The following is a 13,467-nucleotide window of genomic DNA, read 5'->3' as shown; positions in this document are numbered from 1 at the left end:
GTGTCAGGGAAATCGACAGGAAGGAAATGGAACGACGGGGTGCCGCTCAGGCATCCCCTGACAAGAGCGCGTCAATCCGGGCGAGCTCGTTAATCACGATCTTGCCGGATACGGATTCCTGACGGAAAAACTCCTCCGCCATGGGCGCAATTCCGGACACGGCCGGTAGCGCCCTCTCCTCTTCAATCAGGACTTTCATGCGGGGCAGGAAGATGAACTGCAGCCATTGGGTAAACGTCAGCGTATCGACACAAAACGGTTGCGCACTCTGGAGGGCTTCCGGCTCGGGAGGCTCATGCTCCCAGTACTCCAGGCGACGCAACTCCAGTTCAATCGCCAGCAAACCGTCCGCAATGTAGGCAACCTGATTTTCGTTCGCTTGAGTCAATGTCACTCCCAACTCTAGAGGGGTTCAACATCCACCTTCTCGCCATTGAGAAGACGGTAGAGATCCACGTACTGGCGGGTCAGGTTGTGCTTGGGTGCCAGATGGACGAGCGGCTGACGCGCCTGGTGCGATTCCCGCATTTTAACCGAAGACGAGAGGCGAACGGAAAGAATCGGCAACCCTTCTTCCGCCAGTTCCTGAACCAGCTTTCGTGGCAACGACGCGCGAGGCTGGAACTGATTGGCGACAATGCCCTCAACCACCAGATCCGGGTTGTGGTCTTCCTGGAGGTCCTGGATTTCGCCCAGGATGCTGTAAAGCGCCTGCCGGGAAAAATCATCGCAATCGAACGGAATCAGGCAGCGCTGCGCGGCGATCAGAGCCGAGCGGGTGTAGAAATCCAGTGCTGGCGCCGTATCGATGTAGATGGTGTCGAAATTCTCGCCCAGTTTCTTGAGCGCTTCCCGCAGCTTGTAGATCTTGTGCTTGGCTTCCAGCTTACGCTCCAGAAAATCAAGCTCGGGGCTGGACGGCATCACAAACAGGTTGGGAAACGGCGTGGCGTGTACGAATTCGTCCGGACGACGGTTGAACACCGAAAACGACACGGTCTGCTCCAGCAGGTCGGCAACCGTATCGCGCAGCTCCGCCGCCGGCTTGCCCAGCAGATACTGGGTGGAGTTGCCCTGGGGATCCAGGTCCACCACCAGCGTGCGCTGGCCTTCGGCCGCCGCGATGGCTGCCAGGTTGCAGGTAATGCTGGACTTACCGACCCCGCCTTTCTGATTGAAAACGACTCGTCTCATGATGATGTCCATTCCCTTTTGTTGTAGGCCCCGCAAAGAGCCGTCCCGGAATTACCAGCCCATCACGGATTTGACGAAAGGTATCGTCAGGCGTCGCTGCTCCCGCAACGAGCTCTCGTCGAGGCGCTCAAGGATAGCCAGTAATTCACCGGTATGGCGCGATGCCCGTCGCAAGATGAACCGGCTGACGTCCTCCGGCAGTACCAGACCACGCCGTTCGGCCCGGGTTCCCAGAATCAGGAGGCGGTCTTCGTCCCGCGGCAGAGCCAGTTGGAGCACAATACCGTGCTGCAAGCGCGATGCCAGATCACGCAGGCCGATGGCGAGACGGGCCGGCGGCTCGACCGCGCTCAGGATCAGCTGATGGCCATTATCCAGCATCCGGTTAAAGAGATGGAACAGCGCCTCTTCCCAGTGCACATCGCCGGCAACCGCCTCGATATCGTCCAGACAGACCCGCTCAAAGGCTTCCATCCCCTGCAGGACATCCGGCCCCAGCGGCAGCAGCTCCTGGAGATTCAGACACAGGGCCGAAAGCCCGCTGCGTTCGGCGTGGTGGCAGACTGCCTGTAACAGGTGGCTCTTGCCAGTGCCGCTGTCCCCGCAGACTACAATCACCGGAAGATTGGCATCTTCTGACAAGGCCCGGAGTTTTTCCGCCGCCAGGGCGTTCTTGTGCCCCAGGAAATTGGCAAACGTAGCGTCGTCATGCAGGCGAACGCCGAGTGTTAATTGTGAACCGTCTAGTGTGTTGTCAACCATGCACGACGCGCCCAGACGTAGATGTAGTGAAGACCGCTTGCCAGTGCCATCGCAGCGACCAGCCAGATACCCCGGGGAACAACCCAGGGCGGCATCGGCAGACCCGCCAGGAAGATGACAATGGCCAGGACCACCAGGATCTGGATCAGGGTATTGAGTTTACCCAACCAGCTGGGAGCCATATCGAAGCGGCCGATGAAGAAATGGTACGCCAGAGCCCCGCCGACAATCAGCAGGTCGCGCCCCAGTACCAGCGCAAATAGCCAGACCGGCAGGACACCGGTCAGCGTCAGCATCAGATAAGCCGTAATCAGCAAGGCCTTGTCCGCCAGCGGATCGGCAATCGCTCCCAACCGGGATTTCCAGTTGAAATGGCGAGCGAGAAAGCCGTCGAACCCGTCCGACAAGGCGGCGATCAGAAAGACCGCCAGCGCCACCCGGTACTGTTCCTCGTACAGGGCCAGCGCAAAGGGAACGATCAACAGCACCCGGATGAACGTCAATGCGTTGGGAATCCAGCGCCAGCGGTTGGCCTCGGTCACCTGCGACTCCAGCTCCCTTTACTCGGACGCACTGACCGGCGTGCCATTGCCCGTCCAGCGATAACGCAGGACCGGATACAGCGCCTCAAACGATTGCTCGCTCTCGGCTGCCGAGGCTTCACCTTCCGCCTCTGCCGGGTGATAGGCCAGACTGCCTACCGGACTGGCTGGATTATCCGCCTCGGCGGTCGCCGTATCGTCAGCCGCGGGCGCCTTGCCCGGGGACTCGCCCGGATCTGCCGACTCCGCCGGGGTTGGCTTGGGCGCAGGCGTGTTTCCGGAGCTTTGGGTCCCCATGGTCTGGCGTTCGGTTTCCACGGGCTGGAAACGGTGATCCAGTGCGATGTACTCCCTCAGGACCGACAGCTCACCGGAGAAAGACACACGCATCGTCGCCACATTGCCGGCCGCCTGAACCGGTCCGGCGGAAACCACCGGCGTCATGTGCTGAAGCGATGCCAACAAATGACCGTAGTCCTCAACGGACTGGATGTTCTCGATTTTCAGATCCACCCGTTGCGCATCGGACACCTTGCCGGCTTCCACTGAATAGCGCGCCGCCAACAGATCCGCCCAGGCATCGATCACCGCCGACGCCAGGGATTCGGAGGACGCCGCATCACGCACTTCACCGGTCTCACTGAACGCGGGGCCATCGAGGCGCCAGCTGGCTTCCCAGCCGGAGCCCTGGCGGCTGACATTCACCACACTGATCAGATTGTGCGGATAGGCAGATGAGGTGGTCCGCAGGCTCTCCATGAACTGGCCCCGGATATCCGACGTCAGATCCCGCTGGTCACGCACGTCGGCCGGGGGCAGCGCAAAGGGCAAGCCCCGCTGGACCGCCGCTTCACGAAACGCCCGCGACCAACGTCCGCGGGCATCGAGATTGTCATCATCGGCGGTCAGCACCCAACGGTCGCGCCCGGAATCCACCGCGACCCACCCCAGCGTCAGCGGCCGGTTGGCGCCCCACACCGGAACCTGCATGTTAGCCAGCGCCCGGTTAACACCCACCGCACCGTAGGTAATGGTCAGCACGTCATTACCTTCCGGCGAAGTCTGATACTGATAGGCCTGGACCAGGGACTCGGCGCTATCCAGCAACGCGTCCACCTGATCGCTTTGCAGGACATCCGGGTTACCGGCCACGCGGGCAAGCACCTGTTTCAATCCTTCGGCATAGGCCGTCTGCTGGGATTCGGGTGAGGTATCGGCCACCGGAACCTGAACCTGGTAAAGCCCCTCCACCGTCACCGCTGACGCCATGCCGGGCATGATCACCGCGAGCAACAGGAGCATCATCCTGATCTGCGACATCGCTGCTGACTTCATTAATCACCCTGCTGTTGGGGAAACGCTGAAAAAGTCCGGAGGATCAACGAGGCAAACAGACGCACAACACCGCGATTTGCCGCAAAAAGGACTTTTCCAGAGGTTCCTTGGCTTGATTGGCGCATAGGATACACCAAGGTCCCGGCACTGAGTAGCTAGCGGCGGGCTGGTCGTCTCACCATTTTTTAATCGCGTGGCTCCGGAGCGGTTTCGGCTTTCCGTCATATCGCCCTGCAGGCATTGGATGGTCCCCCGCCACCTGCTAAAATTGCCGCCCTTTTTCCTGATCAGGGCAGTACACACCATGACCGACCAGAAACCCGGACTCACCTACCGCGATGCCGGTGTTGATATCGATGCCGGCAATGCACTCGTGGAGCGCATCAAACAGACCGCATCGCGGACTCGCCGCCCGGAGGTCCTTGGCGGCCTGGGTGGCTTTGGTGCCATGGTGGCGCTGCCCTCCGGTTATAAAGAGCCGATCCTGGTCTCTGGCACCGACGGTGTCGGCACCAAGCTGCGCCTGGCGATGCAGCTGGGTCGTCATGACACCATCGGCATCGATCTGGTGGCCATGTGCGTCAACGACCTGATCGTCGGCGGCGCCGAACCGCTGATGTTTCTCGATTATTACGCCACCGGCAAGCTCAACGTTGACGTCGCCGCCGATGTCGTCGACGGTATCGGCCGCGGTTGCGAGCTGGCCGGCTGCGCGCTGGTCGGCGGCGAGACCGCCGAAATGCCGGGTATGTACGAAGGCGACGACTACGATCTGGCCGGTTTCTGCGTGGGGGTTGTGGAGCGCAACGAGATTATCGATGGCCTGAACGTCAGGGCTGGCGACGCCCTGATCGCCCTGGGCTCTTCGGGCCCCCACTCCAACGGCTATTCCCTGATCCGCAAGATTCTGGAAGTCAGCGACGCCGACCTGGACATGGCTCTGGGCGACACCACCCTGGGCAGCGCCCTGATGGAGCCCACCCGGATCTACGTCAAGAACCTGTTGAAGCTGCTGAAAACCGTCGACGTGCGGGCCATGGCCCACATTACGGGCGGCGGTCTGCCGGAAAACATTCCCCGCGTGCTGCCGGACGGCGCAGTGGCCGTCGTCGACACCGAAAGCTGGACGTTGCCGCCGGTCTTCCAGTGGCTGAAGGACGCCGGCAACGTCGATGCTCGTGAGATGTACCGCACCTTCAACTGCGGCATCGGCATGGTCATCTGCGTGCCCGCCAACCAGGCCCAGGATGCCCTGGACAGCCTCGCCGGCCTGGGCGAAAACGCCTGGCGACTGGGGCACATCGAACACCCTGCCAAAGACGCGGGCGACACCGACCGTGTGATTTATCGTCCGGGTGCCGCCCGCTCATGAATGCGGCTATGGACCCATCCGGCAACGAGAACCCGCTGGAGCCCCGCATCGTCGTACTGATCTCCGGCACCGGCAGCAATCTGAAAGCCCTGATTGAGTCCACGCGCGCGCCGGGTCATCCCGGCCGCATTGTGGCCGTGGGCGCCAACCGCCCGGAAGCCGGTGGCCTCGGAGTCGCCGAACAGGCGGGCATCGAGACGTTTGTCATCGATCACACGACCTATAAAGACCGTGCCAGCTTCGATGCGGAACTGCTGCGCAAACTGGAGGCGCTTAACCCGGATGCCATCGTTCTGGCCGGCTTCATGCGCATCCTGACGCCGGATTTCGTGCGCCATTTCCGCGGTAAACTGATCAACGTTCATCCGTCGTTGCTGCCGAAGTATCAGGGACTCAAGACACACCAGCGTGCCCTGGATGCCGGCGATGCCGTGCATGGCACCTCGATTCACTTCGTGACCGAAGAGCTTGATGGCGGCCCCGTTATAGCCCAGGCCGAGGTGCCCGTCCTCGGTAACGACACCCCGGAAACCCTGGCAGCACGGGTCAAGGCGCGCGAGCACGTGCTCTACCCGATCATCCTGCGCTGGTTCTGTGAGGGTCGGATCGCCCTCGGCAACGACGAAGTCCTGTTCGACGGCGCCCCCATCCCCCAGGTGCTTTCCCTCCCGGCCGATGCCTATCAGTAAGCATTAAGCCGCCGTCACGGAAATGCAGTTGCGGGCTCTGCCCGCATACTCTAGTTTTGGAATGAACCCGGACCGGACAGGGATCTGTCGAGACGGTCCAAGCAGTATCGATTCTTCCGGACACCGAAACCATGAGCGCATTATTTCGACTCTGCACTGGATGCCGCCCTCTGGCGCTACTTCTGCTGGGCCTGCTTCCGGCCTGGGCTGCCAGTGAGCCGCAACCCGGCCTGCTGCCCTACTCCGCGACGTACCGGGCGACGCTGGAAAAAGGCATTCCCTTCAAGGGGTCGGCCACGCGAACGCTCGCCAGGCAGGAGGACGGCAGCTGGCTTTACGCCTTCAAAGTCGAGTCCTTCATCGCGGATATTAATGAAAGCTCCCGCCTGAACTGGATCAGCGGTCATGCGCAACCGTCCGTCTATCGCTACGAGCTCGGCGGCCTGATGATTCCCGATCGTCAGCGCGACATCAATTTCAATTGGGCCAGCCGGCATGCCAACGGGGATTATGAGGGCCGTGACGTCGACGTCGATTTTCCGCGGGGCGCGCTTGATCCACTGAGCTATCAGCTCCAGCTGCAACAGGATGTCCGTAACGGCGAGCAGGAAATGCACTACAAGGTGGTGGGCAAGAACCGGGTCGAAGTGAGCACTTTTGCGGTCCTCGGGGACGAAACCCTGGAGGGCAGCTTTGGCAGTGTGGATACCGTCAAGGTGGAGAAAGTCCGGGATCCGGACAACAAACGCAAGACGCTGATGTGGTTTGCGCCGGACTGGAATTACCTGCTGGTGCGCCTGATCCAGATCGAGCCGGATGGAACCCGCTACGAAATCCACATCGAGAAGGCGACGGTCAACGGGGAGTCGATTCAGATTCCGCCCAAATCCTGAGCACTTCGTCGGCAATGATCGCCAGCCCTTCGGCGACCCGATCATCGTCCTGGGAATAAGTCACGCGCAAGCACTCGTGCCGATGACGCCAGTCGTCATCAGGCAATCCTGGGAAGAAATAATGCCCGGACACCACCAGCACGCCCCGCTGCTTAAGACGCTCGTAGAGTGCCAGACTGCTGACCGGCAGATCCGGAAACCACAGCCACAGGAACATGGCGCCTTCGGGCTTGTGCACAGACCAGGGGCAGCGCTCGCCCAGCTTGTCATGCAACACGGCGACTGCCTTCTGCATCTTGGCCCGGTAGAACGGACAGACCACATCCCGGCTCAGGGACAGGATCTCGCCACTGCGCACCAACGGCTCCGCCAGCATCGCACCGAAGCTGCCCGTGGCCAGGTTCATGATCGCATTGATACCCGACAACGCCCGAATGACCGATTCGGCCGCAATGACGATGCCCGTGCGGGCCGCCGGCAAGCCCAGCTTGGAGAGGCTCAGGCAGAGAATAATCTGATCGTTCCAGCGCGGTGTGGCGTCGACAAACAACAGGCTGGGAAACGGTGTGCCATAGGCACCATCCACAATCAACGGAACGTCGTACTTGACCGCCAATGCCTCCAGGCGAGCCATTTCGTCGTCGGTCACCACGTTGCCGGTCGGGTTGGTCGGACGGGAGACGCAGATCGCGCCCGTCTCATCGGTCACATTCAACGCGTCGAAATCGACCCGGTATTTGAATTCGTGCGGCCCGGTTTCGGTGATTTCCGGTTTGACCGCGCGGAACAGGTCGTGCCCTAACCCGGCATCCGCATAGCCAATGTATTCCGGCGCTAACGGCAGAAGAATGTGGCGCTGATGGCCTTCACCGTCGTCCCCGCCAAACATGTTGAACAACATGAAGAAGGCGGCCTGGCTGCCATTGGTGAGCGCAATGTTTTCGGGTTTCAGCCCCCAGCCATACTCCTTGTTCAGCAGGTCAGCCAGCGCGCTGATAAACTGCTTCTCACCCTGGGGTGGATCGTAGACACCCACCAGACGACGGAAGGCGTCCTCGTCGTCGGTGAGGGATTTCAGGATGTCCCGCAAACGGTCCTGGATGGCCGGTACATGGCCCGGGTTACCACCGCCCATCATGATCATGTCATCGCCGGACGCCAGAGCGTTCCCCAGATCATCCATCAGCGACGTGATCCCGGCTTCCGCCGTAAACTTGCGACCGAATGCGGACAGTTTCATGGGCGGCTCCGGTTATTCATCATCATCCAGCGCGATGCCGAGGTTGCTCACACCGCCATTGGCAGCTTCCTCTTTCATCTGGGCCACGTACGCTTCCGTCGGCACCCGCTGTTTCTTCAGGGAGAGCAGTAAATCGCGCTGGAACAGTTTGTCTGCCTTCATCAGCTCGTGCTTGTCGAGGAGCCGGACCAGGGCATCTTCATCCAGATCCTCTCCCTCGGCCATCTCGATGAACTGGGCGACGGTCGCAGTGGCCCATTGGGATGCCTCCAGCGCGCGTTGTTTGGTGCTGTTCAGACGATTCAGCAGCGCCTGCTCGAGCAGTTTGCAGAAATCGTCGGCGGGATAGACGCCGTACATGTCGTAGGCGTCCGGGTCCGGCGCCAGATTCTCCAGACGTGCCAGCGCCTGGGTGACCCGAGCATCGGCGTTTTTCTCCTGGAGCATGTCCCAGGCCTGATCCAGCAGCAGCCGCATCTTGGCCGCCTGCTTGGCACCGATGGCGTCGTCGAACAGCACGTAATTGGGAAACGCACGCTCCGCCAGCGCCAGGATGAACACGAATTCGCGCCATCCACGCAGCTGTTCAAGCGCCTTGATAAACTGATTCGCGTTCAAGAGCGTTTCTCCGTCGACAATGGAACCGCAACACGCCGGGCCTGATCAGGTCCGTGGCAGAGTCACGCCACGCTGCCCTTGATACTTGCCGCCCCGATCCCGATAGCTGGTGTCACACACCTCGTCGGACTCGAAGAACAGCATCTGGGCGACGCCTTCGTTGGCGTAGATCTTCGCCGGCAGGTTGGTGGTGTTGGAAAACTCCAGGGTCACCTGTCCTTCCCATTCCGGCTCCAGCGGCGTGACATTGACGATGATACCGCAGCGGGCGTAAGTGGACTTACCCAGGCAGACCGTCAGGACATTGCGCGGAATCCGGAAATATTCGACCGTCCGCGCCAGGGCAAACGAGTTGGGCGGGATGATGCAGACATCGCTGGTGACATTGACGAAGCTGTCATCGTCAAAATTCTTCGGATCCACCGTCGCCGAATGGACGTTGGTAAAAATCTTGAACTCGTTGCTGCAGCGGACATCGTAGCCGTAGCTCGAGGTGCCGTAGGAAATGACACGGCCTTTGGAGGATTCGCGCACCTGGTCGTGCTCGAAAGGCTCGATCATGCCATGTTCCTGCGCCATGCGCCGGATCCACTTGTCGGATTTAATCGTCATCGTCTGATTCTCATGCGGGAAACTGGGCGTGCGCAGGACCCGGCCGGGCTGCGCGATCACAAAGGCCGCTATGGTAACGCCTGGCGCCGCTTAAGACAAAGCAGCGCCGGCAATTCGGCGGGCCTTTTAACCGGACCGATCCGGTCAGTCGTCACTGATGGAAATGCTCGGAATCGGCGACGTCAGATTGCGCTCCCGGCGGGACAACAACGCCCCCATGCGGCGGGCCGCGTCGCGATAGGTCCGGGCCACCTCGGAATCCGGTTCAGCGACGACCGACGGCTGACCGCTGTCGGTCTGCTCGCGGATGGTCATGTGCAGCGGCAACTGCCCCAGCAACTCGGTGTCGTATTCTTCGGCCACCCGCTGACCGCCACCCTCGCCGAACAACGGCTCATGATGACCGCAGTTGCTGCAGATGTGCGTGCTCATGTTTTCGATCACGCCCAGCACCGGAATATCCACCTTGCGGAACATCTCGATGCCTTTCTTGCAGTCCAGCAGCGCAATGTCCTGCGGCGTGGTGACGATCACCGCGCCCGTGACGGGCACCTTCTGCGCCATGGTGAGCTGAATGTCGCCGGTACCCGGCGGCATGTCCACGATCAGGTAGTCCAGATCATTCCACTGGGTCTGCGTGAGCAACTGCTGCACGGCCCCACTGACCATCGGCCCGCGCCAGACCATCGGTGTCTTGTCGGTGACCAGGAACGCCATGGACATGGCCTCGATACCATGAGCAGGGACCGGGATAAACCACTTATTATCGCGGGTTTGCGGGCGGGTGCCTTCCGGCAGTCCCAGCATCATTCCCACGCTCGGGCCGTAGATGTCGGCATCCAGAATACCCACCCGGCAGCCTTCCTGGCTCAGTGCCAGTGCCAGATTGACGGCGGTGGTGGACTTACCCACGCCGCCCTTGCCGGAAGCCACGGCAATGATGTTTTTAACGCCGGCAATCGACTGGAGATCCTTTTGGGCCTGATAGGCGCGGATCGCCTGACGGGTATTGACCGTCACATCACCGACGCCGGGCACATTTTCAATGGCGTTGCCGACCAGTTGACGCAGTGCGCCGGCGATACCCTCCGATGGATAAGCCAGCTCCACATCAACCGTGACCTTATCCCCGTCGATCGCGACCGATTTAACCGCGTCGAGTGCAAACAGATCCTGATCCAGGTAGGGATCGCGATACTCGCGGATCGCGGCATCGACAGCTTCACGGGAAATTTCGCTCATATCCGTCTCCAAGCGGGCATTACCTGAGTAAAATACTATGTTATTACGGTAGCGCTATTTAACCACAGCCACCACAAACACTGAACCATCACGCATGGCCCTGTCGCGTAAAGGCAACCTGCAAGAAACGGATGAAAAAATTCGGCCGGAACGGTATTATTCGGGGCCCGAAATTCCGGCATCCGCCGGAGCGACATCACACCCGATCAACGTTTGGGACATCAAATGACGCAAGCCAACGCACAGTCCAAGCGCGACATCCTGGTCACGAGCGCCCTGCCCTATGCCAACGGGCCGATCCACCTGGGTCACCTGCTGGAATATATCCAGACCGATATCTGGGTGCGCTACCAGAACATGCGGGGCAACAACTGCGTCTATGTGTGTGCCGACGATGCCCACGGCACGGCCATCATGCTACGGGCCGAGCGCGAAGGCATTACGCCGGAAGCGCTGATCGACCGGATCAACCAGGAGCACCAGCAGGATTTCAGCGGGTTCCTGATCCATTTCGACAACTACTACAGCACCCATTCGCCGGAAAACCGCGAGTTCTCTTCCTACATCTATGAACAGCTGAAGAAGAACAACCACATCGCGACCCGGAACATTACCCAGTCCTACGACCCGGAAAAGGAAATGTTCCTGGCGGACCGCTTCATCAAGGGCACCTGTCCGAAGTGCAAGTCCGAGGATCAGTACGGTGACAACTGCGAAGTCTGCGGTGCGACTTACACCCCGGCCGAACTGATCAACCCGCGTTCGGCCGTTTCCGGCGCCACACCGATCGAGAAGGAGTCGGAGCACTACTTCTTCCGCCTGCCGGAGTTCGCCGACTTCCTGCGCGAGTGGACCCGCAGCGGCACCCTCCAGCCCCAGGTGGCCAACAAACTGGCCGAATGGCTGGACGCCGGCCTGCAGGAATGGGACATCAGCCGTGATGCACCCTATTTCGGCTTCGAGATTCCCGACGCGCCGGGCAAATACTTTTACGTCTGGCTGGACGCGCCGATCGGCTATCTGGCGAGCTTCAAGAACCTGTGCGAGCGTCACGACGACCTGGACTTCGATCATTTCTGGAAGGCCGACTCCACCGCCGAGGTGTACCACTTCATCGGCAAGGACATCATCAACTTCCACGCCCTGTTCTGGCCCTCCATGCTGCACAGCGCCGGCTATCGCACGCCGTCTGCGGTCTACGCTCACGGCTTCATCACCGTGAACGGCAAGAAGATGTCCAAGTCCCGCGGCACCTTCATCATGGCCAAAACCTACCTGGACCACCTGAATCCGGAGTACCTGCGCTACTACTTCGCCACCAAGCTGACCAGCAACGTGGACGACATGGACCTCAATCTCGAGGACTTTGCACAGCGTGTGAATTCCGACCTGGTGGGCAAGGTGGTGAACATTGCCAGCCGCACTGCCGGCTTCATCACCAAGAAGTTCGACGGCCAACTGGGCCAGGTCACCGAAAGCGAGAAGCTGGCCGAGTTCATCCAGGCCGGTGACGAGATTGCCGAGCATTACGAAAATCGTGAATTCGGTCGCGCCATGCGCCGGATCATGGAACTGGCGGATATTGCCAACCAGTACGTCAACGACGAAGAGCCCTGGGTCCTGATCAAGGACGCCGAGCGAGCGGCGGATGTACAAGCCATCTCCACCAACGCCATCAACATGTTCCGACTGCTGATGACGTACCTGGCGCCGATCCTGCCGGCCACCGCGGAAGCGGCCGAAGCGTTCCTGAACGCCAGACTGGACTGGAACGGCCGAGAGCAGCTGCTGGAAAATCACGGCATCAACAAATTCAAGCCGCTGATGAGTCGCGTGGAGATGAAGCAGATCGACGCCATGCTGGAAGCGTCCAAAGAGGAACTCCCGGCAGCAACCGGCGACAGGACCGCCAAACCGGCGGACAACAAGGCGGAGAAGGTCGAGCCACTGGCGGACGAGATCGATTTCGACGCCTTTGCCAAAGTCGACCTGCGGGTGGCGAAGATCGTCAAGGCCGAGCACGTGGACGGCGCCGACAAACTCCTGCGCCTGACCCTCGACATCGGCGATAGCCAGCGCAACGTCTTCGCCGGCATCAAATCCGCTTATCAACCGGAAGAGCTGGAAGGCCGCCTGACGGTGATGGTGGCCAACCTGAAGCCGCGCAAGATGAAGTTTGGACTGTCGGAAGGCATGGTCCTGGCCGCTGGCCCGGGCGGCAAAGACATCTTTATCCTGTCACCGGATTCCGGTGCTCAGCCGGGCCAGCGGGTCATGTAACCCGCCCTGGGACCACAATAAGGGGGTATCGCAAGGCGATCCCCCATGAGAAAACGCCGCCAAGGCGTCCGGGAAAGCGCTGCAGGCGCGGAGAGAGATCGCATGACAGATTACCTGCTGATTCTGGTCAGCACGATTCTGGTCAACAACTTTGTGCTGGTCCAGTTCCTGGGCCTGTGCCCGTTCATGGGCGTCTCCAACAAGCTGGAGACGGCCATGGGCATGTCCCTGGCCACCACCTTCGTACTGACGCTCTCGTCGGTCTGCAGCTACCTGGTCTACACCTACCTGTTGGCGCCGCTGGATCTGGCGTTCCTCAAGACCATCACGTTTATCCTCGTGATCGCCGTTGTCGTGCAGTTCACCGAGATGGTGGTGCGTAAAACCAGCCCGCTGCTCTATCGGGTGCTGGGCATTTTCCTGCCGCTGATCACCACCAACTGCGCCGTGCTGGGAGTGGCGTTGCTGAACCTCAACCGCAACAACAACTTCATCGAGTCGGTGCTTTACGGGCTCGGCGCGGCGCTGGGTTTTTCACTGGTTCTGGTGCTGTTTGCCGCCATGCGCGAACGAATCGCGGTGGCCGACGTGCCGGTGGCTTTCCGGGGGGCTGCCATTGGCATGGTCACCGCCGGTCTGATGTCATTGGCCTTCCTCGGTTTTACCGGGCTGGTAAGCATCTGACGGA

14 protein-coding genes are annotated in these 13,467 nt (G+C 60.6%); 5 read left to right on the top strand and 9 right to left on the bottom strand.

Features of this window, described 5'->3' with window-relative positions; all coding sequences use genetic code 11:
- Positions 1-46: 46 nt before the first annotated feature.
- From EB809_RS14470 to EB809_RS14450, 5 genes are read right to left on the bottom strand one after another with little or no spacing between them, the layout of a single operon-like run.
- Positions 47-388, bottom strand: a complete 342-nt coding sequence (locus tag EB809_RS14470; RefSeq protein ID WP_123635540.1) for a YqcC family protein — start codon at positions 386-388, stop codon at positions 47-49.
- A 14-nt stretch (positions 389-402) separates the two neighbouring features.
- A complete protein-coding gene (locus EB809_RS14465; protein ID WP_123635539.1) occupies positions 403-1,194 on the bottom strand; it encodes a ParA family protein in 792 nt (263 codons plus the stop codon).
- A 51-nt stretch (positions 1,195-1,245) separates the two neighbouring features.
- Positions 1,246-1,956 (bottom strand): DnaA regulatory inactivator Hda, encoded by a 711-nt coding sequence (hda, locus tag EB809_RS14460; RefSeq protein ID WP_123635538.1) that lies wholly within the window; start codon positions 1,954-1,956, stop codon positions 1,246-1,248.
- On the bottom strand, positions 1,938-2,498 hold the full coding sequence (locus tag EB809_RS14455) for a CDP-alcohol phosphatidyltransferase family protein (protein WP_123635537.1): 561 nt from the start codon (positions 2,496-2,498) through the stop codon (positions 1,938-1,940). The genes hda and EB809_RS14455 overlap by 19 nt, the downstream gene beginning before the upstream one ends.
- An 18-nt stretch (positions 2,499-2,516) precedes the next feature.
- Positions 2,517-3,818 carry a DUF2066 domain-containing protein gene (locus tag EB809_RS14450; RefSeq protein ID WP_190294917.1) on the bottom strand — a complete coding sequence of 434 codons (1,302 nt, stop codon included), beginning with the start codon at positions 3,816-3,818 and terminating at the stop codon, positions 2,517-2,519.
- Positions 3,819-4,137: 319 nt separating this feature from the next.
- Here EB809_RS14450 and purM point away from each other — a divergent pair, with 319 nt between their 5' ends.
- The 3 genes from purM to EB809_RS14435 all read left to right on the top strand — a co-directional run bounded on the left by purM (position 4,138) and on the right by EB809_RS14435 (position 6,787).
- Complete coding sequence (gene purM / locus EB809_RS14445) at positions 4,138-5,205, top strand: phosphoribosylformylglycinamidine cyclo-ligase (protein WP_123635535.1); 1,068 nt, start codon at positions 4,138-4,140, stop codon at positions 5,203-5,205.
- An 8-nt stretch (positions 5,206-5,213) separates the two neighbouring features.
- Positions 5,214-5,894 (top strand): phosphoribosylglycinamide formyltransferase, encoded by a 681-nt coding sequence (gene purN, locus EB809_RS14440; RefSeq protein ID WP_123635534.1) that lies wholly within the window; start codon positions 5,214-5,216, stop codon positions 5,892-5,894.
- Positions 5,895-6,025: 131 nt separating this feature from the next.
- Positions 6,026-6,787, top strand: coding sequence for a DUF3108 domain-containing protein (locus EB809_RS14435; RefSeq protein WP_123635533.1), 762 nt, complete (start codon positions 6,026-6,028; stop codon positions 6,785-6,787).
- Here the strand turns inward: EB809_RS14435 and EB809_RS14430 are convergent.
- The 4 genes from EB809_RS14430 to apbC form a co-directional block, all read right to left on the bottom strand.
- Positions 6,750-8,027 carry a valine--pyruvate transaminase gene (locus EB809_RS14430; protein WP_123635532.1) on the bottom strand — a complete coding sequence of 426 codons (1,278 nt, stop codon included), beginning with the start codon at positions 8,025-8,027 and terminating at the stop codon, positions 6,750-6,752. The genes EB809_RS14435 and EB809_RS14430 overlap by 38 nt on opposite strands.
- A gap of 12 nt (positions 8,028-8,039) precedes the next feature.
- A complete protein-coding gene (locus EB809_RS14425; RefSeq protein ID WP_123635531.1) occupies positions 8,040-8,645 on the bottom strand; it encodes a YjaG family protein in 606 nt (201 codons plus the stop codon).
- Positions 8,646-8,690: 45 nt separating this feature from the next.
- Entirely contained in the window at positions 8,691-9,257 is a 567-nt protein-coding gene (gene dcd / locus EB809_RS14420) for a dCTP deaminase (protein ID WP_123635530.1), read from the bottom strand.
- A gap of 144 nt (positions 9,258-9,401) precedes the next feature.
- On the bottom strand, positions 9,402-10,499 hold the full coding sequence (gene apbC / locus EB809_RS14415; RefSeq protein WP_123635529.1) for an iron-sulfur cluster carrier protein ApbC: 1,098 nt from the start codon (positions 10,497-10,499) through the stop codon (positions 9,402-9,404).
- A 225-nt stretch (positions 10,500-10,724) separates the two neighbouring features.
- Here apbC and metG point away from each other — a divergent pair, with 225 nt between their 5' ends.
- Together metG and rsxA are read left to right on the top strand one after the other, a co-directional pair.
- Complete coding sequence (metG, locus tag EB809_RS14410; RefSeq protein ID WP_123635528.1) at positions 10,725-12,779, top strand: methionine--tRNA ligase; 2,055 nt, start codon at positions 10,725-10,727, stop codon at positions 12,777-12,779.
- A gap of 102 nt (positions 12,780-12,881) precedes the next feature.
- Positions 12,882-13,463, top strand: a complete 582-nt coding sequence (gene rsxA / locus EB809_RS14405) for an electron transport complex subunit RsxA (RefSeq protein ID WP_123635527.1) — start codon at positions 12,882-12,884, stop codon at positions 13,461-13,463.
- The last annotated feature ends 4 nt before the right edge of the window (positions 13,464-13,467 follow it).

This window comes from Marinobacter sp. R17 (genome assembly GCF_003789045.1).
Lineage (GTDB): Bacteria > Pseudomonadota > Gammaproteobacteria > Pseudomonadales > Oleiphilaceae > Marinobacter_A > Marinobacter_A mangrovi.
Note: the sequence above shows the minus strand (reverse complement) of the source record. Positions and strands in the feature narration are given on the sequence as shown.

Bases quoted from the DNA above. Each gene is read 5' to 3' on its own strand.
- EB809_RS14465 (WP_123635539.1), bottom strand. From the start codon at position 1,194: ATGAGACGAGTCGTTTTCAATCAGAAAGGCGGGGTCGGTAAGTCCAGC.
- dcd (WP_123635530.1), bottom strand. From the start codon at position 9,257: ATGACGATTAAATCCGACAAGTGGATCCGGCGCATGGCGCAGGAACAT.
- EB809_RS14450 (WP_190294917.1), bottom strand. From the start codon at position 3,818: ATGTCGCAGATCAGGATGATGCTCCTGTTGCTCGCGGTGATCATGCCC.
- metG (WP_123635528.1), top strand. From the start codon at position 10,725: ATGACGCAAGCCAACGCACAGTCCAAGCGCGACATCCTGGTCACGAGC.
- EB809_RS14435 (WP_123635533.1), top strand. From the start codon at position 6,026: ATGAGCGCATTATTTCGACTCTGCACTGGATGCCGCCCTCTGGCGCTA.
- purM (WP_123635535.1), top strand. From the start codon at position 4,138: ATGACCGACCAGAAACCCGGACTCACCTACCGCGATGCCGGTGTTGAT.
- rsxA (WP_123635527.1), top strand. From the start codon at position 12,882: ATGACAGATTACCTGCTGATTCTGGTCAGCACGATTCTGGTCAACAAC.
- purN (WP_123635534.1), top strand. From the start codon at position 5,214: ATGGACCCATCCGGCAACGAGAACCCGCTGGAGCCCCGCATCGTCGTA.
- apbC (WP_123635529.1), bottom strand. From the start codon at position 10,499: ATGAGCGAAATTTCCCGTGAAGCTGTCGATGCCGCGATCCGCGAGTAT.
- EB809_RS14430 (WP_123635532.1), bottom strand. From the start codon at position 8,027: ATGAAACTGTCCGCATTCGGTCGCAAGTTTACGGCGGAAGCCGGGATC.
- hda (WP_123635538.1), bottom strand. From the start codon at position 1,956: ATGGTTGACAACACACTAGACGGTTCACAATTAACACTCGGCGTTCGC.